Annotated in this window: 18 protein-coding genes and 1 tRNA gene; 11 read left to right on the top strand and 8 right to left on the bottom strand. The window is 70.2% G+C overall.

Features of this window, described 5'->3' with window-relative positions; genetic code table 11:
• Positions 1-17 precede the first annotated feature (17 nt).
• The 5 genes from ACIGXW_RS28865 to ACIGXW_RS28845 form a co-directional block, all read right to left on the bottom strand.
• Complete coding sequence (locus tag ACIGXW_RS28865; protein WP_399575665.1) at positions 18-638, bottom strand: hypothetical protein; 621 nt, start codon at positions 636-638, stop codon at positions 18-20.
• Entirely contained in the window at positions 635-1,033 is a 399-nt protein-coding gene (locus ACIGXW_RS28860; protein WP_399575663.1) for a hypothetical protein, read from the bottom strand. Before ACIGXW_RS28860 ends, ACIGXW_RS28865 begins: the two co-directional genes overlap by 4 nt.
• Complete coding sequence (locus tag ACIGXW_RS28855; RefSeq protein ID WP_399575661.1) at positions 1,026-6,065, bottom strand: caspase family protein; 5,040 nt, start codon at positions 6,063-6,065, stop codon at positions 1,026-1,028. The genes ACIGXW_RS28860 and ACIGXW_RS28855 overlap by 8 nt, the downstream gene beginning before the upstream one ends.
• Before the next feature lie 116 nt (positions 6,066-6,181).
• Positions 6,182-6,255, bottom strand: a tRNA-Pro gene (locus ACIGXW_RS28850).
• Between the two features lie 88 nt (positions 6,256-6,343).
• Positions 6,344-6,889 (bottom strand): Uma2 family endonuclease, encoded by a 546-nt coding sequence (locus ACIGXW_RS28845; RefSeq protein ID WP_399575659.1) that lies wholly within the window; start codon positions 6,887-6,889, stop codon positions 6,344-6,346.
• Positions 6,890-7,023: 134 nt separating this feature from the next.
• On the opposite strand from ACIGXW_RS28845, the gene ACIGXW_RS28840 reads away from it, so the two are divergent.
• From ACIGXW_RS28840 to ACIGXW_RS28820, 5 genes are all read left to right on the top strand, one after another.
• The gene (locus ACIGXW_RS28840; protein WP_071965557.1) at positions 7,024-8,217 is read left to right on the top strand and encodes an argininosuccinate synthase; all 1,194 of its coding nucleotides are present in this window, start codon (positions 7,024-7,026) and stop codon (positions 8,215-8,217) included.
• Positions 8,214-9,644, top strand: a complete 1,431-nt coding sequence (gene argH, locus ACIGXW_RS28835; RefSeq protein ID WP_399575658.1) for an argininosuccinate lyase — start codon at positions 8,214-8,216, stop codon at positions 9,642-9,644. The genes ACIGXW_RS28840 and argH overlap by 4 nt, the downstream gene beginning before the upstream one ends.
• A 74-nt stretch (positions 9,645-9,718) precedes the next feature.
• Complete coding sequence (locus tag ACIGXW_RS28830; RefSeq protein WP_360911759.1) at positions 9,719-10,267, top strand: helix-turn-helix domain-containing protein; 549 nt, start codon at positions 9,719-9,721, stop codon at positions 10,265-10,267.
• Between the two features lie 8 nt (positions 10,268-10,275).
• Positions 10,276-11,817, top strand: a complete 1,542-nt coding sequence (locus ACIGXW_RS28825) for an MFS transporter (RefSeq protein WP_399575924.1) — start codon at positions 10,276-10,278, stop codon at positions 11,815-11,817.
• Positions 11,818-12,021: 204 nt separating this feature from the next.
• The gene (locus tag ACIGXW_RS28820) at positions 12,022-12,852 is read left to right on the top strand and encodes an alpha/beta fold hydrolase (protein ID WP_399575657.1); all 831 of its coding nucleotides are present in this window, start codon (positions 12,022-12,024) and stop codon (positions 12,850-12,852) included.
• A gap of 25 nt (positions 12,853-12,877) precedes the next feature.
• Here ACIGXW_RS28820 and ACIGXW_RS28815 read toward each other — a convergent pair whose 3' ends face one another.
• Positions 12,878-13,546 (bottom strand): lysophospholipid acyltransferase family protein, encoded by a 669-nt coding sequence (locus tag ACIGXW_RS28815; protein WP_399575656.1) that lies wholly within the window; start codon positions 13,544-13,546, stop codon positions 12,878-12,880.
• Between the two features lie 210 nt (positions 13,547-13,756).
• Between ACIGXW_RS28815 and ACIGXW_RS28810 the strand changes: the two genes are divergently transcribed.
• The 3 genes from ACIGXW_RS28810 to ACIGXW_RS28800 all read left to right on the top strand — a co-directional run bounded on the left by ACIGXW_RS28810 (position 13,757) and on the right by ACIGXW_RS28800 (position 16,075).
• Positions 13,757-14,923 carry a glycerophosphodiester phosphodiesterase gene (locus ACIGXW_RS28810; protein WP_399575654.1) on the top strand — a complete coding sequence of 389 codons (1,167 nt, stop codon included), beginning with the start codon at positions 13,757-13,759 and terminating at the stop codon, positions 14,921-14,923.
• Between the two features lie 108 nt (positions 14,924-15,031).
• On the top strand, positions 15,032-15,526 hold the full coding sequence (locus ACIGXW_RS28805; protein WP_399575652.1) for a sigma-70 family RNA polymerase sigma factor: 495 nt from the start codon (positions 15,032-15,034) through the stop codon (positions 15,524-15,526).
• A gap of 48 nt (positions 15,527-15,574) precedes the next feature.
• Positions 15,575-16,075, top strand: a complete 501-nt coding sequence (locus ACIGXW_RS28800) for a GNAT family N-acetyltransferase (RefSeq protein ID WP_071965246.1) — start codon at positions 15,575-15,577, stop codon at positions 16,073-16,075.
• Between the two features lie 22 nt (positions 16,076-16,097).
• On the opposite strand, the gene ACIGXW_RS28795 is transcribed toward ACIGXW_RS28800, so the two are convergent.
• The gene (locus ACIGXW_RS28795) at positions 16,098-16,523 is read right to left on the bottom strand and encodes a hypothetical protein (protein WP_399575650.1); all 426 of its coding nucleotides are present in this window, start codon (positions 16,521-16,523) and stop codon (positions 16,098-16,100) included.
• Positions 16,524-16,525: 2 nt separating this feature from the next.
• Complete coding sequence (locus ACIGXW_RS28790; RefSeq protein WP_071965247.1) at positions 16,526-16,885, bottom strand: hypothetical protein; 360 nt, start codon at positions 16,883-16,885, stop codon at positions 16,526-16,528.
• Between the two features lie 479 nt (positions 16,886-17,364).
• Here ACIGXW_RS28790 and ACIGXW_RS28785 point away from each other — a divergent pair, with 479 nt between their 5' ends.
• The 3 genes from ACIGXW_RS28785 to ACIGXW_RS28775 all read left to right on the top strand — a co-directional run bounded on the left by ACIGXW_RS28785 (position 17,365) and on the right by ACIGXW_RS28775 (position 20,136).
• On the top strand, positions 17,365-18,414 hold the full coding sequence (locus tag ACIGXW_RS28785) for an ATP-binding cassette domain-containing protein (RefSeq protein WP_071965248.1): 1,050 nt from the start codon (positions 17,365-17,367) through the stop codon (positions 18,412-18,414).
• Positions 18,411-19,169: a methionine ABC transporter permease gene (locus ACIGXW_RS28780; RefSeq protein WP_399575649.1), complete on the top strand. Its 759-nt coding sequence runs from the start codon at positions 18,411-18,413 to the stop codon at positions 19,167-19,169. Before ACIGXW_RS28785 ends, ACIGXW_RS28780 begins: the two co-directional genes overlap by 4 nt.
• A 97-nt stretch (positions 19,170-19,266) precedes the next feature.
• Positions 19,267-20,136 carry a MetQ/NlpA family ABC transporter substrate-binding protein gene (locus ACIGXW_RS28775; protein WP_399575647.1) on the top strand — a complete coding sequence of 290 codons (870 nt, stop codon included), beginning with the start codon at positions 19,267-19,269 and terminating at the stop codon, positions 20,134-20,136.
• The last annotated feature ends 29 nt before the right edge of the window (positions 20,137-20,165 follow it).

The raw sequence follows: 20,165 nt of genomic DNA, 5'->3' as shown, positions 1-20,165 counted from the left end.
CCCCGCCGCCCCCGCCGTCACGGCCGGGCGGCGGGGCAGGCCTTGGCGGGCGTGATCGAGGTGTCCGCCCCCACCGGCAGGACGCGCAGTTCACGCCGGCCCTCCGCCGTGACCCACAGGCTCACCCCCTCAGACCCCGCCGCGTGGAGTTCGCCGCACACGGTGGCCGACGGCGTGCGGACCTGTACGAGGCCCGCCGCCGGGCCGCCCGCCGTTGACCAGGCGGTGGCCACCGCGGCGAAGACCAGGACGACGCCCAGCACGCAGCACACGGCCGAGGCCTTCACGAACCGACTGATGCGCACCACCTCGCGCTCGGTCCACCGGCGCAGGGCCTGGCCACCGAGGATGATCTCGTCCCCGGGCCGCCCGTGCGACGCCCGCACGGCCAGCAGCGAACCCACGACGAGCACGAGGAAGGCGCTGCCGAGCAGACACGTGGCGGCCAGCCGGGCCCCCTCGGGCAGATCCGCCAGGTTGTCCCGCCCCTTGAGCACGGCCAGCACCGTGATGAGCGCCGTCAGCCCGGTCAGTCCCGTCCGCCACCCCTCGGCCTGGCGGCGCAGCTCCGGCAGCTGGTTGAACTCCAGCTCCCGGGCCAGCTCCGCCCACCGTCGTTCCGTACGGGCACTGCTCACCGGCCGCTGCCGCCGTCTGCCGGCGCGACGGCACGCCAGCTGGCCCCGCACCCCATGAACGACACGTCGGCGGGCTGCTGCGGATGGGCGTAGCCGCACTCACAGAAGAAGACCTCCGAGGAGAGGACTTCCGCGGCGGGGTCGGGCGCACCGCCGCGGCGCTCGCGCCCGGAGAGGCGGGAGAGCACGCCCTTCGTGGCCCCGCGGCCGCCCGGGACACCGCGGGGGAGCTCGGACACCGTCCGGCCCTGACAGCGGGGACAGTGCCCCTCGACGATCACCCGCCGGCCATCGGCCGAGGTACGGGCGGTGAACGGCGCGGACGCCTCCAGGGGCGGCGTCTCGACGTAGGGGACGTCGAAGTCGTGGCCGCCCACGGCCCGGTTCTCACTCATGGGGACGTTCATCAAGCTCCAGTCCGAACAGATCTGCGTACAACTCCAGGCGCTGCCATACCCATGCTGCGCTCTCGCCCACCTCCCGTGCGGCGAAGCTCACGTGAGCCGCGGACACGCTGCCGCTGAGGGCGGGCAGGAGGCCGTCCAGATGGAGGGAGAGGAGGGCCAGGTCCTGCCAGAGGGGGGTGACGTGAGGGATGTGCGGTGCGGAGAGCCGAGGGGTCGGCTGCAGGGGCAGGTAGGGCTCGATGCGCTGCCAGGTGTCGGTGACGGGTTCACCCAGACGGCCGGCCATGCTCACGAGGTCGAGCGGGGTGAGGGGTGCGTCGGGGGAGGAGACCCGGTGGCCGTCCTCCAGTGCGATGAGGTCGTGTGCGGTGGGGACGGTCTGGGGGAAGCCGGCCAGTGTGTCCGGGGTGAGCTCGGGGATCAGGGCGCCGATGTCGCGGAGTGGAGCCAGGCGGTCGTAGGCACGGGCCGGGGTCAGATTCCGGTTGTGGGCGTAGCGGGCGAGGGAACCGGCGGTCAGGGGGCGCCAGCGGAGGGGTTCGAAGTGAAGGCCGGCTTCGTCATCGTCTTCGGTCATCCCGCCCGACACCAGCGCCTGCCACTCCTGCCCGGCGGGTGTGAAGCCGGTGAGTGAATCGGGCAGGGAGGGGGTGCTGACTTCGAAGCGCGGAGCCTCGCGCCGGACAACTTCCCACATGTCGCCGAGGGGCTCGCCCAGTTCCGTGCTCGCGGTGAAGAGCACCACCGCAGTGGGCAGGACGGGAAAGTCGTTGCCGTCCCAGTTGGGGTCCTCCCCTGAAAATGCATAGCGCGTACGGGTGGGGAGGTCGTTCCACTGGTGGATGAGATCTAGGTTGTCCGGGACGGAGATTCCCGCATCACGGAGGTCGTCAACAGCAGCGGAGAAATCTTCCTCGTCCAGCCCGTACGGCTGCGCCAGTGCCAGGTCTTCCAGCGTGAGTCCGTCCTCGACCCGGATTCCGCGCTGGTGCGCGAGGGACACAATGGTCGCCGCCTCTTCCGACGGCACGACCTCGCCCCGGGGATCGTCGGAGACGAAGCGCTTCTTGTAGATGAACCCGAGCCGTGCCGCACAGCTCGCCAGCCTGTCTTCGGCCTCCTGCAGATTGGTCTCCCACCAATCCTCCCAATCGTCCGCGTCCTCCGGCTCTCCTTCCTTGTTCCGCTCCGGCTCGAGTCCTTGCTCCGCAGCGGCAATGGTGGCTGCCCAGGGAAGGACGTGACGGCCGTCGGGCTCGACGATGAGGTATTCCCGAAGGACTCCGAGGACCTCGATGTCGTCCGGGGTCCACGCGAGGACCTCGTGTTCGGCTGGGGGAGTCCAGCCGAGCCAGCGGAACTGCGAGACGTGCTTCAGGACGTCCCGCGGGTCCATGGACTGCTCCCGGGCCACTGCCCAGATGTCCCAGGACCACTGTGTGCGTCGCGTCGAACGTGAACTTCCGTCCCCCTCGGTGACGTAGAGCAACGAGAGGTCCCTGCTGGTGCACACGTAGTCCTGGTGAGGCTCGGGGGCCTCGGGGACCGGCGAACGCAGCAGCGGCGCGTAGCGCGCGCACGCGCGGGCCAATTCACCCAGTGGCCTGCGATGGAGCTGCGATGCCCAGACCAAGGCGCCCAGGTCGTCCGGTTCCGTGGTGACGACCTTCCGCCGCTTCTGCGCGGCCAAGCCGCCCCTCAACGCCTCGGCCAACCAAGCGTCCAGTGCGTTCGGTTTCCAGTCGAGTGCTCCGTCAAGGACAGGCGGAGGTGCGACGGAAGGGTGGACGATTCTCAGCCGTCGCAGGGATCGCAGCACATCGGCGACCGTGATGTTTCGGCCGGCTGCCTGATATACGGCGGAGCGCCAGTCCTGGCCGACCTCGTCACAGATGGCAGCGTCTCCCGGGCCAGGCACTGGGAAACCGGTCAATGACAGAGGGGCGGATTTCGAGGCCGGTGTATACCGCCTCCCGAGCACGGACGCACGCCACGGCCGTGCGTTCAGTGCGATGCCGTGACCGCCGGCCGGTATCGCCTGATCCACCTGCTGGTCCGGCCGGAACCATCCGACCGCGTCCAAGGAGTGTGATTCCCACTCGCGCGTGCGTGACGGGACCTGTATTCCTTTGCCCCGCAACACGCCCCAGACCACCCGGGCAGTGGGCAGACTCTTTTCTTCCAGTGCCCAGAGCCACTCCATGCTGAGCCCCGGCCACTTGGGAAGGCAGCCGGCGCCCTCACGCCAGTTGTGCTTTGCCCAGCCCTTGTCGTACTCCTGCAGCTCATTGCGGTTCACGGTGAGCTTTCCGGCATGCCGGCCGGTGAGATTGAGGACGTAGCCGTAGGGCGTCTTGTCCGTCGCGATACCGTCGCACAGGATGGCGCCCTGACCGTTCACCCACCACAGCACGCCTGGCACCGCTTCCTGCCCTGTGCTCTTCTCACGGCCTTCGTAGAGCACCCCAGGTTCCCAGCACTCCTCAGCAAGCGATCCGTCGTCGACCCTCAACGCGAACTCGCTCACACGCACCAGTTTCCGGAGCGTGTCCGCGCACGACACAGTGACTCCACTGCGCAGATACAGCCGTACGCGCGTTCCTCCCGCCAGCAGCCCGTCCCCGTCCTGGCTGTCGTCGTGCCGCCGGATGCGGAACAGGCTCCCGCTGCTCGGAATGTCGACCCGCAACGCGTGGTCGGCCGGGATGCCGTCCGGGCTCACCTCCCGGGTCACGATCGACATCTCGTCGGCGAGCATGAAGTAGCTGAAGACGCCGATACCGAACCGGCTGTTCGGGTACAGCTGCAGAGACGGGTCCAGCCGGAGCCAGCTCGCCTGCTCGCGCTGGAACGTCCGCGACCGTTCGAAGCGGCTGCCGGCCCGGGTGAAGGTGTTCATGAGCTGTTCCTTGCTCATGCCGACGCCGTTGTCCCGGCACTCGACGTACCGCCCGCGCTCGTCCTCGCCCTGGACGATGGTGATCTCACCGGCCCAGTCGAGCGTCTGCCGCCCCTTGAGCCGCAGGTACTTGCCGCGCATGGCGCGGTACCGGCAGGCGTCCATCGCGTTCTGGTAGAGCTCGCGCACGGCCAGCGCCCGGTCCCCGTAGAGCTGGGTGCCCATCAGGAGGTCGCGTACCTCCGTCTGCGCCAGGTGAAAGCGCAGCAGAGGTATCTCGTACGCTGCACGTCCGTCCTGCAGCTGCGAGGGACGCAGGCCGCGCGCCGTGATGCGGGAGGGAACCGCGGTCAGGAGGTCTTCCTCGCTGCGGGGGAGGTCTTCGGCAGCCCTCCGTGCGAGGGAGGCGAGCCGGTCGGCTCGTTCGGCCGTCTCGGCCATGGCGGCGTGGAGCGCGTGGTGCCGGCAGGGCATGTCCATGTGCAGCTGGTCGCCGTCAGGCGTCCAGCGCAGGGAGTGCTGGGCCGCCCGGACGACGGCCTCGGGCCGCAGCGGGTCCGATACCGCCAGGTGTTCGGCGACGATCTCGGGCAGGGTGCGCACGTCGGTTGCCAGGGCAGCCGCCAGCCGTAGCAGCGCGGCCAGCGGCCGGACCCGCAGCCGCTGCGGCTTCCATCCCCCGGGGAGACGGACCATGAGGGGAGCCATGTCCTGGACGTCGTCCAGCGGCGCGTGCGCGGTGACCGCCGCCGCGAGGCCACGCAGCGCGACCGAGAGCTCGTCGCTCCGCGCCCCTTCGCTCTCGTGCGCGCCCAGCACGTCGCGAGCCCAGGCGTCCGCGCGCCCGGCGGGCACCGGCTGCTCGTCCGTCTCGAAGCGCTCGGCGATCCAGCGGTGCACCAGCCACAGGGAGACGGCCTGCGTGTCGTCCTCACGGTCCTGCAGCCAGCAGGACCTCAGCTTCTGCGCGGCCGGTGCGTGGTGATCCCAGACCTGCTCCAGATGTCTGCGGTGCGGACCGGCATCGGGGTCGTGCCGCATCCACGTTGGATCGATCTCCGCCGCCTGGCTCAGTCGCTCGGCCCACGCGGCCTCGTGCAGGAAGGGCGCGGCCAGGACCGCCGCGACCTCCACGAGCGAGAGCTCGGCGCCCTCCGGCAGCAGGTCGACGAGGCCGCGCTGGAGCAGGCGTACGGGAAAGTCGTCGTCGGCCCACGGGTCCGGTAACCGCTTGCGGGCGTGGTGGACCGTACGCGCGCATTCCCCGACCAGCGAGACCAGACACTCCTGCAGGTGGGACACCTCCTTGTGCGAGGCGTCCGCCGCCGTGGCGAGCTTCCACAGCCGTTCGTCGAGTACCGCGTCCCGCCACTCCTCCAGCATGTGGCGCCCCTGGCAGATCTCCGTATCCCGTGTCTCGCGGTCGAGCTCGGTGCCGCAGCGCAGCCACGCCTTCTGCGTCAGGCCGTGTCCTCTGGCGGCCTTGAAGGCGTGGGCCTTGGCGGCCGCGTACACCTCCTCCACGGTTCTCGGCGCCGACAGGGAACCGAGGGCCTCGGCCAGCCCCCGGGTGAAGAAGCTGCCGTCCGCCGTGAAACCGGAACGCTCTCCGGCCGAGCAACCCGCCATGACGGCGAAACGCCCCGTGGGCGGGCCCTGCACGATGTGGCTGCCGAACGCCTCCCGCGTTCCGGACAGCTCGTCGCGGCAGGCATCCATGATCCACAGCACGGTTCCCGCCGCACTGGAGCGCAGGTAGGGGCTGATGTCGGCACGGAGGAGGGAGTCGAGGTAGGGCTGCTGCCAGTCGCCGTCCCGCGGTGCCCGGGCGTCCGCCGGCACCAGGTAGTCCACGCCGTTCAAGCGCACGCCGTGGCCGGTGAAGTAGAGGAGCAGCGTGCCACCGGCCGGAATCCGCTGGGCGGCCTCGTGAATGCCGGTCCCGATGGCCGCGCGCTCGGCCCCCGCCAGCGTGTCCACCTCGTATCCGGACTCTTCGAGGGCGGATCGCATGGCCGCGAGGTCCGCGTCGACCGCTTCGTCCAAGGGCTCGAACGCATCCAGCGCTCCGGGCGCCTGCCGGACACCGATCAGCAGTGCCCTTCGGGCGACGTTCTCCATTGGTCCCTCCCCAGTGCGGAGGAATCATGATGTCACCGGGGAGGCGGCCGTACGGGTGCACCAAAACAGGCCGGCCGCCCGAGGAAACCCTCGGGCGGCCGACCTTTACTTCACCGTCGGGACGGCGGGATTTGAACCCACGACCCCTTGACCCCCAGTCAAGTGCGCTACCAAGCTGCGCCACGTCCCGGTGCGACGTTCCCTCCGGGCGTTTCTTCCCGGTGGGGCGTGCAGGAAGAAAATATCCTGTTCCGCGCTTTGATCCAAATCGGGGGTGGTTACTTCCTCCGGTCGAAGGTGTCCGTGGGGATGTCGATCTCGCTGCCGTCGGCCAGCCGGAGGTGGATCACGTCTCCGTACTTGGACAGCTTGCGGCTGGCGTACCTGCCGTCGACGGGACGGGTGAGCAGGTCGCACTCGCCCCGGAACGGGTCGATGACCAGAAACGCTGGGACGCCGAAGCGGGCGTACTGCTCCTCCTTGAGCGTGAAGTCGTACCTGTCGTGCTTCGTGGAGACGATCTCGACAGCGGCCAGGAGGTCCTTGTACGAGTAGGGCTCCTCGGGTCGGCCGCCCCGGAGGATCGACACGTCCGGTACGCGGGGGGCCTCCCCCGGGAACTCGATCAGCACATTGGACAGCACCCGTTCGCCGACCAGGCCTGCTGCAATTACCGCCTCCTGGACGGCGAAGTCAGTGTGGCAGTGGACCTCTGTCCGCATCGAGATGACGATCCGGTCGCCCACCACATCGATCTTGATGCCCCCTTGGCGCTCGCAGATGGCGTGGAACGTGCTGACGAGGGCGTCGAGCGGCCATGACATGTGCCCAGCGTGCTGGACGTGCGGCCTGCGCGGGGACCCGGGGGCCGACGTTCACCCCCACGAGCTATTGACGAAACATACGGCGCACTGCATAGTTATGCCTACCAGTACATGCAGCACCGTAAGGAGGAACCGTGACCGAGCGCGTCGTACTCGCCTACTCCGGCGGCCTTGACACCTCCGTCGCCATCGGCTGGATCGCCGAGGAGACGGGCGCCGAGGTCATCGCCGTCGCCGTGGATGTCGGCCAGGGCGGCGAGGACCTGGACGTCATTCGCAAGCGCGCGCTCGCCTGCGGTGCGGTGGAGGCGGAGGTCGCCGACGCCAAGGACGAGTTCGCCGAGGAGTACTGCCTCCCGGCGATCAAGGCCAACGCCCTGTACATGGACCGGTACCCGCTGGTCTCCGCCCTCTCGCGGCCCACGATCGTCAAGCACCTCGTGGCCGCCGCCAAGAAGCACGGCGCGACCACCGTCGCCCACGGCTGCACCGGCAAGGGCAACGACCAGGTGCGGTTCGAGGCGGGCATCTCCTCGCTCGCCCCCGAGCTGAAGTGCATCGCGCCCGTCCGGGACTACGCCATGACCCGGGACAAGGCCATCGCCTTCTGCGAGGCCAAGGGCCTGCCGATCGCGACGACCAAGAAGTCGCCGTACTCCATCGACCAGAACGTCTTCGGGCGGGCCGTGGAGACCGGGTTCCTCGAGGACATCTGGAACGCGCCGATCGAGGACGTCTACGACTACACCGCCAACCCGGCCACCCCCCGGGAGGCCGACGAGGTGGTCATCACCTTCGAGCAGGGCGTCCCGGTGGCCCTCGACGGCAGGCCCGTCAGCGTCCTGCAGGCCATTCAGCAGCTCAACGAGCGGGCCGGCGCCCAGGGCGTCGGGCGGCTGGACATGGTCGAGGACCGGCTGGTCGGCATCAAGTCCCGGGAGATCTACGAGGCGCCCGGCGCCATCGCGCTGATCACCGCCCACCAGGAGCTGGAGGCCGTCACCGTCGAGCGCGAGCTCGCCCGGTACAAGCGGGGCGTCGAGCAGCGGTGGACCGAGCTGGTCTACGACGGCCTGTGGTTCTCCCCGCTCAAGCGGGCCCTGGACGGCTTCATCGCCGAGGCCAACGAGCATGTCTCCGGCGACATCCGGATGACCCTGCACGGCGGCCGGGCGGTCGTGACGGGCCGGAAGTCCGAGCAGTCGCTCTACGACTTCAACCTCGCCACCTACGACACCGGCGACACCTTCGACCAGTCCATGTCCAAGGGCTTCATCGAGATCTTCGGCCTGTCCTCGAAGATCGCCGCCAAGCGGGACCTCGCATGAGCGGGCAGCAGCAGGACGTACGCCTGTGGGGCGGCCGGTTCGCGGACGGACCGGCCGAGGCCCTCGCCAAGCTCTCGGCCTCCGTCCACTTCGACTGGCGGCTCGCCCCCTACGACATCGCCGGCTCCCGGGCCCACGCGCGCGTGCTGCACAAGGCCGGGCTGCTGACGGACGACGAGCTCACGCGCATGATCGAGGGCCTCGGGCTGCTCGAGGCCGACGTCGCGGCCGGCACGTTCACCGGCACCGTCGCCGACGAGGACGTGCACACCGCCCTCGAGCGGGGGCTGCTGGAGCGGCTCGGCCCCGACCTCGGCGGCAAGCTGCGTGCCGGGCGGTCCCGCAACGACCAGGTCGCCACGCTCTTCCGGATGTACCTGCGCGACCACGCACGGATCATCGGCGGCCTGATCGCCGACCTCCAGGAGGCGCTCGTCGGCCTCGCCGAGGCCCACCCGGACGTGGCCATGCCCGGGCGTACGCACCTGCAGCACGCCCAGCCCGTCCTCTTCGCCCACCATGTGCTCGCCCACGTCCAGGCGCTGTCCCGGGACGCGGAGCGGCTGCGGCAGTGGGACGAGCGCACGGCGGTCTCTCCGTACGGTTCGGGGGCGCTCGCCGGGTCCTCCCTGGGGCTGGACCCTGAGGCGGTCGCCGCCGACCTCGGCTTCGAGCGGGGCTCGGCGGGCAACTCCATCGACGGCACGGCCTCGCGCGACTTCGTCGCGGAGTTCGCCTTCATCGCGGCGATGATCGGCGTCGACCTGTCGCGCATCGCCGAGGAGGTCATCATCTGGAACACGAAGGAGTTCTCCTTCGTGACCCTCCACGACGCCTTCTCCACCGGCTCCTCGATCATGCCGCAGAAGAAGAACCCCGACATCGCCGAGCTGGCGCGCGGCAAGTCGGGCCGGCTGATCGGCAACCTCACCGGTCTGATGGCCACGCTCAAGGCCCTGCCGCTGGCGTACAACCGCGATCTGCAGGAGGACAAGGAGCCGGTCTTCGACTCCTGCGACCAGCTGGAGGTCCTGCTGCCGGCCTTCACCGGGATGATGGCGACCCTCACGGTCCACCGCGAGCGGATGGAGGAGCTGGCCCCCGCCGGCTTCTCGCTGGCCACCGACATCGCCGAGTGGCTGGTCAAGCAGGGCGTGCCCTTCCGGGTGGCGCACGAGGTCGCCGGCGAGTGCGTCAAGGAGTGCGAGACGCGGGGCATCGAGCTGGACGAGCTGACCGACGAGCAGTTCGAGGCGATCTCCGCCCATCTGACCCCCGAGGTCCGCACGGTCCTCAGCGTGCCGGGCGCGCTCGCGTCCCGCAGCGGCCGGGGCGGTACGGCCCCCTCCGCCGTGGCGGTGCAGCTGCAGGAGGTCAAGGCGGACCTGGCCCTCCAGCGGGAGTGGTCGGACCAGCGACGCGGCTGACGACGACCCGTCGTAAGTGAGACGACGATAACCCGAGTGAGACATCAACGTCTCATTCGGGTTATCGTCGTCTCATGAGCCTCGATCGTGAACGTGTCCTGAGAGCAGCTGCGGCCCTGCTCACCCGCAAGTCGACCGCCTCGATGGATGAGATCGCCAAGGCCGCCGGCATCAGCCGCGCCACCCTCCACCGCCACTTCGCCGGGCGTGACGCGCTCGTGCGCGCCCTGGAGGACCTCGGCATCGAGCTCTTCGGGCGCGCTCTGGACGCGGCGCGGGTGGACGAGGGCGACGCCTCCGAGGCCGTGCGCCGGCTGGTCGCCGAGGCCGAGCCCATCGCCGCGATGCTCGCCTTCCTCTTCTCCGAGAACCAGCTCTACGAGGGCGGGACCAACGAGGGCTGGAACCGGCTCGACGCCCGTGTCCACGCCCTGTTCCTCCGGGGCCAGGAGGAAGGCGCCTTCCGGATCGACCTGTCACCCGCCTGGCTCACCGAGGCCCTGTACGGGCTGATCGGCACCGGGGCCTGGGCCGTGCACGACGGCCGGGTGGCCGCCAAGGACATCAGCCGCATGGTCGCCGAGCTGCTGCTCGGCGGCGCACAGCGGAGGATGGAGCGGTGAGCAGCGAGATGACCACCCCCCGGCCGGGCGAGCGGGAAGAGGTCCAGCCGCCGCGTCCGGGGCGCTGGCTCGCGCTGGCCGTGCTCGCGCTGGCCGTGCTGCTCGTCGCCGTCGACGCCACCGTGCTGGGTCTGGCGACGCCGTTCCTCAGCGAGGACCTGCAGCCGACCGGCACCCAGCTGCTGTGGATCGGCGACGTCTACTCCTTCGTCATCGCCGGTCTGCTCGTCTCCATGGGCAGCCTCGGCGACCGCATCGGCCGCAAGAAGCTGCTGCTGACCGGCGCGGTGGCGTTCGGCGCGGTCTCGGTGCTCAACGCCTATGCGACCAGCCCCGAGATGATGATCGCCGCCCGGGCGCTGCTGGGCGTGGCGGGCGCGACGCTGATGCCGTCCACCCTCGCCCTCATCCGCAACATCTTCCACGACCCCAGGGAGCGCAGCCTGGCCATCGGCATCTGGGGTGCCATGGCCTCCGCCGGTGCGGCCGTGGGCCCGGTCGTGGGCGGGTTCCTGCTGGAGAAGTTCTGGTGGGGGTCGGTCTTCCTGATCAACCTGCCGGTCATGGCCGTGCTCGTCCTCGTCGGCATCAAGCTGCTGCCCGAGTCCCGCGACCCCGCGCCGGGGCCCTGGGACCTGCTCAGCGTGGTGCTGTCGATGGTGGGCATCATCGCCGTCGTCTACGCGATCAAGGAAGGTGCCACGCACGGCCCGACCTGGCAGATCGCCCTGGTGGCCGCGGTGGGCGCGGGGGCGTTGACGTGGTTCGTGCGGCGTCAGCTCACCCTGGACTCGCCGCTGCTGAACATGCGGCTCTTCCATCACCGGGGCTTCTCGGGCGCGGTCATGGCGGACCTGCTGACCGTGCTGGGCCTGTCCGGGATGGTCTTCTTCCTGTCCCAGTTCCTCCAGCTGGTGCAGGACCGCAGCCCCCTGGAGGCGGGGCTCGCGGAGCTGCCCGCGGCGATCGGCGCGGTGACGGCCGGTCTGCTGGCGGGGCAGGCCGCCCGGCGCTGGTCGGTGCGGTCGGTGGTGGCCGGCGGGCTGGCGGCGATCGGCCTGGCGCTGGCGGTCCTCGTCGGGCTGGAGACCGACACCTCCTACCCCGTGCTCGGCACGGTGCTGCTGGTCGTCGGCGTGGGGGCGGGCTTCTCGTTCACCGTCACCGCCGATGTGATCCTCTCCAGCGTGCCCAAGGAGCAGGCGGGCTCGGCCTCGGCGGTCTCCGAGACGGCCTACGAGCTCGGTGCCGCGCTCGGCATCGCGCTGCTGGGCTCGATCGTCACCGGCGTCTACCGCGACTTCGCCGTTCCCGCGGGGGTCCCGGCGGCCCAGGCGGCCGCGGCCCAGGAATCCCTGGGCGGCGCGGTCGAATCGGCGGGCACCCTGCCGGCGGACACCGGCGGGGCGCTGCTGGCCTCGGCCCAGGACGCGTTCGTCGAGGGGATGCGGATCGCCTCCGGCGTCGGGGCCGTGGTGCTGCTGGTCACGGCGGTGGCGGCCTGGCGCCTGCTGCGCGGCCAACGGCTGGAGGAAGGGTACGGCGGCTGAGCCGGGCGCGGCTCGAATGAGCAGCAAACCGCACAGGGCCCGGGGCTGGCAAGCCCCGGGCCCTGTGAATTTTACCGGCGAGTAACCGTCTTGACGCGGTCCTGACGCACCGGAGAACATCACGCCACCGGTCGACATTGTCGAACGTGGTTCGGACGAGGGCGTCCCGTGGTCGGACGCCGTGTTCAAAGGAATCCCCACACCATGCGTCTGCGCACCACTGCACGGTTCCTGGTCGCCGCCGCGGCCACCGCCGCCCTGAGCCTCATGGGGCTCAACGCCTCCCCGGCCTCCGCCTCGCCCCTGGACATCCCGCCCAAGGGCGCCAACGACTGGTCCTGCAAGCCGGATTCGGCGCATCCGCAGCCGGTCGTGCTGGTCAACGGCACGTTCAAGCTGATGGTCGAGAACTGGGCCAAGCTCTCCCCGAAGCTCAAGGAGGAGGGCTACTGCGTCTTCGCCTTCAACTACGGGAAGATGGAGACCGCCCCCATCCCGCAGGGCGCCGCCGAACTCAAGGACTTCGTCGAGGCCGTGCGCGGCGCGACGGGCGCGGAGAAGGTCGACATCGTCGGCCACAGCCAGGGCGGCATGCTGCCGCGCTACTACGTGAAGTTCCTCGGCGGCGCGGACAAGGTCGACGACCTCGTGGGCATCGTCCCCTCCAACCACGGCACGAAGAACCCGCTCGCCATCCCGGCGGGCTGGACCTTCTGCCCCTCGTGCGTGGACCAGCAGGTCGGCTCCGACCTGCTGAAGAAGCTCAACGAGGGCGACGAGACGCCCGCCGGCCCGGACTACACGGTCGTCACCACCCGGTACGACGAGGTGGTCATCCCCTACACCAGCGCCCTGCTCACCGGACCGGCCGAGCGCCTGACCAACGTCGTCCTGCAGGACAAGTGCCCGCTCGACCTCTACATGCACGACCAGGCCACCAAGGACCCGGTCGTCGCGCAGTGGGTGCTCAACGCACTGGGCCGCAAGGGCCCGGCCGACCCGGCGTTCCAGCCCCGCTGCCTCGGCGGGGCCTGAGCCTCCCGGGGCGGTGCGATCCCTGTCAGGCCGCCTTGGCCTTGGTGGCGTACATGTCCACGTACTCCTGGCCCGACAGGCGCATCACATCGCTCATCACCTCGTCGGTGACGGCCCGCAGCACATAGCGGTCGCGGTCCATGCCCTCGTAGCGGGAGAAGTCCAGCGGCTCGCCGAAGCGCACCGTCACCGGCGCGATGCGCGGGATGCCCTTGCCGCTCGGCTGGACCTTCTCGGTGCCGATCATCGCGAACGGCACCACCGGCGCGCCCGTCATCAGCGCGAGGCGGGCGATGCCGGTACGGCCGCGGTACAGACGGCCGTCGGGGGAGCGGGTGCCCTCCGGGTAGATGCCGAAGACCTTGCCCTCCTCCAGCACCCGGCGGCCCGTCATCAGCGCGGCCACACCGCCGTTGCCGCCGTCCCGGTCGACCGGGATCATGCCAGAGGCGCCGAAGAACCACGCCATCAGCCGGCCCTTGATGCCCTTGCCCGTGACGTACTCGTCCTTGCCGATGAAGAACACCTGCCGCTTGACGACCAGGGCCAGGAACAGCGAGTCGATGAACGTGGTGTGGTTTCCGGCCAGGATCACGGGCCCGCTGCCGGCGATGTGCTCGGCTCCCTGGACCGTCGGACGGTACAGGACACGCATGAGCAATCCGAGGAACGCCTTGAGCAAGATGCGGGACAACGGACCCTCCGGTCGTGGTGTTCGGTCAGGCGCGCAGGGCGCGGTCGTGACGATACTCGCGGGTACCCACCCTGTGCACATGGGGTTGACCGACTCGAAACAGAGTGTTGACGTGACTTTTCACTCCGTTCCGTTTCCGTTCTTCAACCGGGCAGTCGTACATGCATACGATCGCCCGGCCAGCGCAACACAATGCAACGAGGAGAGTTCATGCAGCAGGAGCAGCGGCCGGGCAGGCGCACGGTGCTGGGGGCCGCGGCGGCCCTCGGCGCGGGAGCGGCCGTCCTCGGCGGCGGGGCGGCACCGGCGATGGCGGCAGGGACGACGACGGAGCGCGGCGGCCGGGGAGGTTCGTACAAGGACCTGCCGGTGCCGACCGTCATAGGCCACCGCGGCTGCAGCGGCTCCCGGCCCGAGCACACCCTCGGCTCCTACCAGTTCGCCCTGGACAACGGCGCGGACGTCATCGAGCAGGACCTCGTGCCCACCAAGGACGGACACCTGGTGTGCCGTCACGAGAACGACATCACCGGCACCACCGACGTCGCCTCCCGCCCGGAGTTCGCCTCCCGCAAGACGACCAAGACCGTCGACGGCGAGGCCCACACCGGCTGGTTCACCGAGGACTTCACCCTCGCCGAGCTGAAGACGCTCCGGGCCAAGGAGCGCATCCCCGCCACCCGCCAGCACAACACCCTCTACGACGGCCGCTGGCAGGTGCCCACCTTCGAAGAGGTCCTCAAGTGGGCCGAGGAGCAGGGCCGCAAGCGCGGACGCCGGATCTGGCTGCACGTCGAGACCAAGCACCCCACCTACTTCCGCAAGGCCGGCCTCGGCCTGGAGGAGCGCCTGGCCAAGCTGCTGCGCCGCTACGGGCGCTCCGGCCGCAACGGCTACACCTTCGTACAGTCCTTCGAGCCCAGCAGCCTCCAGCGGCTGAACAGGCTCGGCGTCGACTGCCCCAAGGTCCTGCTGCTGGACGACCTCACCACCCGGCCCTGGGACTTCACCGAGGCGAAGGACCCGCGCACGGTCGCCGACCTGATCACGCCCAAGGGTCTGAAGTGGGTCTCCGGCTTCGCCCAGGGCATCGGCCCGTGGCTGAACCTGATCATCCCCCGGGACAAGAACGACAAGCTCACCAAGCCGACCGCGCTGGTGCGCGACGCGCACGCCGCCGGGCTGATCCTGCACCCGTACACGATGCGCAACGAGAACAGCTTCCTGCCGGCCGACTTCCGGCGCGGCAGCGACCCGAACGCCTACGGTGACGCGTTCGGCGCGTTCAACACGTACTTCGCGACCGGCATCGACGGCATCTTCTCGGACAACCCCGACACGGCGGCGCTCGCGCGGGACGCCTACCTCAAGCGCTGACGCACGACGTCCTCGCTGTACGGGGCGGGCCGGCCGCGGCCCGCCCCGTACGGGTGATTGCCGGGTGAGGGGGAAACCGGCGGGGGAGGGGACGACGTCCCCGACCGCATGACGCACAGCGATCTCCTGACGCGGCTCGGCCCCCTGCTCGAGGCCGAGTGCGCCGCCGAGGCGGCCGCGGCCGGCGGGCTCGACGCCGCCGATCTCGAACAGTCCGTCTGGCTGCGGCTGCTGAGCGACGGCCGCACCGCCGTCTCCGCCGCCCGGTTACGGGCCACCGTGCGCGCCGAGGCCCGCGCCGCCCGCCGCCGGGCGCGCCGGGAGGTGCCGTACGATCCGACCGCACAGCCGCCGGCCGGGGACGGGCCCGGCGTCGAACAAGCGGTCCTGGACGCCGAAGCGGGCCGTGAGCTCCGCGCCGCCGTACGCCGTCTGCCGGGCCGCTGCCCCAGGCTGCTGGCCGCCCTGCTGTCCGGCAACGACCCGACCTACCGGGAAATCGCAGGGAAGTTGGGAATGTCACAAGGATCTTTGGGACCCGTACGTTCCCGTTGCCTGGGATGCCTGCGCAGAATGCTCATGGCAGAGATTGCGGCTCCTTGACCCGGGGGAAAGGAGCGATAGGCAACCCACCAGGGGAGGCAGGCGCACATGGGCATGAGCGTGACCATCTCGGCCGCGGCCGGGAACGATGCCGAGCAGATCCTCAAACTCCAGTACCTCTGCTATCAGAGCGAGGCCGAGCTCTACGGCGACTACTCCATCGACCCCCTCACCCAGACCCTCGACGACCTGCGCGCCGAACTGGGCGGCGGCTGCGTGCTCGTGGCCCGGCTCGGCGAGGAGGTCGTCGGCTCGGTGCGCGGCACGGTCGACGGTGCGGGAACCGCCGTGATCACCGGGCTCATCGTGCACCCGCGGATGCGGCGGCACGGTCTGGGCGGGCGGCTGCTCGCCGCGATCGAGGAGCAGCTGGCGGGGGAGTGGTCCGCCAAGCGGTACCGGCTCGCCACCGGCCAGCGCAGCGAGGTCAATCTGCGTCTCTACCGCAACAGGGGTTACCAGCCCACCCATACCGAGCAGATCTCGCGCACCCTGACCCTGATCACCCTGGAAAAGGAAGCGGCGCCCGCCTTCGTGGCGAGCGCCTGAGCCTCCTGCGGTCGCGCTCCCCTCAGCGTTCCGCCCGGCGCAGCCAGACCATGGCGGTCACCGGCAGGATCACGGGGATGAACAGATAGCCCATGCCGTAGTCGGACCAGACCGTCGCGTCGGGGAAGGCGGACGGCTCGAGAAGCGTCCAGGTGCCCACGATCAGGACGCCGGCCAGCTCGGCGGCGCAGCACACCAGCGCCGCCTTGCGGGCCGATTCGCCGCCGCGCACCAGGGAGTACGTGATGAAGGCGTACACCAGCGCGGCGGCGGCCGACAGCACATAGGCCAGCGGCGCCCGGCCGAAGTCCAGGATCATCTGCACGATCGAGCGCGAGGCCGCGGCGACGGTGAACACGCCGTACAGCCAGACCAGCAGGCGGCCGGGCCCCTGGCCGAGGTCGAAGGCGGCCCCGGACCCCTTCCCGGGCGTCGTGGGTTCGGACACGGTCAGCCTCCCCAGATGTCGTACAGCCGCACCTCGAGCACGGCCAGGATGACGGCGCCCGCCGCCACGGTGGCCGAGCCCCAGCGGGTCCGCTCGGCCAGTGACATGAAGCCCGCCGCCGGCACCGCAGCGGCCGCGCCGAGCAGATAGGCCACGAAGATGGCCGTGCCCTGCGCGGGCTCGTCGCCGCCGGCCAGCCGCACCACGCCGATGACCAGCTGCACCAGCACCAGCACCGTCACCACGGCCATGCCGATGAAGTGCCAGTCCTTGGTGGGCTGGTCGCGCGAGAAGGCGAAGCCGCACCAGGCGGCGAGCGCGAGGGCGGCCAGACCGGCCGCGAGCGTCAGCGCGCCGATCACCGTGACCCCCCGGCGGCGCGGGCGGGCGAATGGGACGTGACAGGCATGGGACGACTTTAATCGTCCGGTGCGGGCGGGCCGCCCGCGGCCCCGCCTGTCCACCAGGTGATCATCGATGTCCGACATTCGGACAGGCTTGGCCGATTCGCACGCACTTCTGTTTTACTTGCCCGCATGACCACGACGAGCACCCGCACCCTTGCGACCGAGGCGATGACGACGCCCGGTGCTGCTCGTTGCATGTGTCGAATGTGTGACCGCTGAGGGCCCCCGTTCTGTAGCCTCGCGCCCCGAAGCGAGACCCCGTGGACCCCGCGCCCCGGCCACCGCCGCCGGAGCCGGACCACCCGCCCCGCGTCACCAGGATTCCCCCGCACCGCGCTTTCGCGCACCCTCCGGGGACTCCCATGCCGCGTTCCGCAATGAATGCCCGTGCCGGCACCACCACCGCCGCGCACTCGACAGTGACGGAAACCCCTGTGATCACCACTACGGGCCTGACAAAGGTCTACCGCTCAGGCGGCCGCGAGGTCACCGCCCTCGACGGCGTCGATCTGCACGTCCGTGAGGGCGAGGTGTACGGCGTCGTCGGCCAGAGCGGCGCCGGCAAGTCGACCCTCATCCGCTGCGTCAACCTCCTGGAGCGCCCCAGCTCCGGCACGGTCACCGTCGCCGGACAGGACCTGACGGCGCTGGCCGGCCGAGGTCCCCGCGCGGGCGCCGAACTGCGCCGGGCACGCAGCCGCATCGGCATGGTCTTCCAGCACTTCAACCTGCTCTCCTCGCGCACGGTGCAGAGCAACATCGAGCTGCCGCTGGAGATCCTCGGCATCTCCGGCAAGGAGCGCGAGCGCAAGGCCCTCGAGCTGCTCGACCTCGTCGGCCTCGCCGACAAGGCCAAGGCCTACCCCGCCCAGCTCTCCGGCGGCCAGAAGCAGCGCGTCGGCATCGCCCGCGCCCTGGCCGGCGACCCCAAGGTGCTGCTCTCCGACGAGTCGACCTCCGCGCTCGACCCGGAGACCACCCGCTCGATCCTCCAGCTGCTGCGCGACCTCAACCAGCAGCTCGGCCTGACCGTCCTCCTCATCACCCACGAGATGGAGGTCGTCAAGACCATCTGCGACTCCGCCGCGCTGATGAAGGGCGGCCGCGTCGTGGAGTCCGGCACCGTCTCCGAGATCCTCGCCACCCCCGGCTCCGAGCTCGCCGCCGAGCTCTTCCCCGTCGGCGGCGAGCCCTCCGGCCCCGACCGCACCGTCGTGGACGTCACCTTCCACGGCGAGGCGGCCACCCAGCCGGTGATCTCCCAGCTGTCCCGCACGTACAACATCGACATCTCGATCCTGGGCGCCGCGATGGACACCGTCGCCGGCAAGCAGGTCGGCCGGATGCGCATCGAGCTGCCCGGCCGCTTCGAGGAGAACGTCGTACCGATCGGCTTCCTGCGCGAGCAGGGCCTGCAGGTCGACGTCGCCGACTTCACCACCCCGGCACCTGCCGACGCGCTCCTGAAGGAAGGTGCCAAGTGACCTGGACCGAGATGCAGCCGCTGCTGCGCGACGCCTGTCTCGACACCCTCTTCATGGTGTGGTGGTCCACCGTCTGGGCGGTCGTCGGCGGCATCCCGCTGGGCCTGCTGCTGGTCCTCACCGACCGGGGCGCCCTGCTGCAGAACGTCGTGGTGAACAAGGTCATCGGCGTGATCGTGAACCTCGGCCGGTCGCTGCCCTTCATCATCCTGCTCGTGTGGCTGATCCCCTTCAGCCGCATGATCGTCGGCACCTCCATCGGCCCCAGCGCCGCCGTCGTGGCCCTCGTCATCGGCGCCGTGCCGTTCTTCGCCCGGCTGGTGGAGACCGCGATCCGCGAGGTCGACCACGGCCTGATCGAGGCGGCCCAGTCGATGGGCGGCGGCACCTTCACCGTGATCTTCAAGGTGCTCCTCCCGCAGGCCCTGCCCTCCCTCATCGCCGGCCTGACCACCACGGTCATCGCCCTCCTCGGCTACTCCGCCATGGCCGGCGCGGTCGGCGGCGGCGGCCTGGGCAACCTCGCCATCACCTACGGCTACATGCGCCACGAGACCGGCCTGATGAACGTCACCATCGTGCTGCTCATCGCCATCGTGACGATCGTCCAGCTCGCCGGCGACCTGGCCGTACGACGCCTGACCCGGCGCAGCGGCCGCCAGGCCGCGTCCGTGGGCCTGCGCAGGCTCTGGGCCCCCGCCGTCCCCAAGCCCCGCACCGCCCCCGAGGCCGCGGAGGCCACCAAGGTCTCCTGAGCCGGGCGGCCCGCAGGGCCCCCACCCCCCACACCCACGAGCCCGGACCCTTTGCCGGGCGGCAACACCTCGTGAGAACAAGAAAGAGGCACTCTTCGTGCGTACCACCGTCAAGCTCACCGCCGCCGTCGCGGCAGCCGCCGCGCTGACCCTCGGCCTGAGCGCCTGCAGCGCCCCCTCCGACACCTCCTCCAGCAGCTCGAAGAAGGGCAAGGACGCCGACCCGGCGGCCAAGCTCGTCGTCGCCGCCAGCCCCACCCCCCACGGCGACATCCTGAACTTCGTCAGAGACAAGCTCGCCAAGGACGCCGGCCTGAACCTGGAGGTGAAGGAGTTCAACGACTACGTGCTCCCCAACACCGCCACCCAGAACGGCGACGTCGACGCGAACTTCTTCCAGCACAAGCCGTACCTCGACGACTTCAACAAGAAGAACAAGACGGACATCGTCCCCGTCGTCAACGTCGAGATCGAGCCGCTCGGCCTGTACTCCAAGAAGGGCAAGAAGGTCGGCGACCTGGGCTCCGGCTCCACCATCGCCGTCCCCAACGACGCCACCAACGAGGGCCGCGCCCTCAAGCTCCTCGCCGACAACGGCGTGATCAAGCTGAAGGACGGCGTCGGCGCCGAGGCCAAGCTCTCCGACATCGAGGACAAGAAGGGCGTGCAGTTCACCGAGCTCGAGGCCGCCCAGATCCCCTCGCGCCTGGCCGACGTGGACGCCGCCGTCATCAACGGCAACTTCGCCATCGGCGCCAAGCTCAACCCGGCCAAGGACTCCCTGGCCCTGGAGAAGGCCGACGGCAACCCCTACGCGAACTTCCTCGCCGTGAAGAAGGGCAACGAGGGCGACCCCCGCATCGCCAAGCTCGCCAAGCTCCTCAACTCCGACGAGGTCAAGAAGTTCATCGAGGAGAAGTTCAGCAACGGCGCGGTCATCCCCGCCTTCGGCGCCCCGAAGAGCTGACGGTACCTGACACTTCGTCATCAAGGCCG

The sequence above is a fragment of the Streptomyces sp. NPDC053079 genome (genome assembly GCF_044546695.1).
Classification (GTDB): Bacteria; Actinomycetota; Actinomycetes; order Streptomycetales; family Streptomycetaceae; genus Streptomyces.
This window is presented reverse-complemented; position numbering and strand designations above follow the sequence as displayed.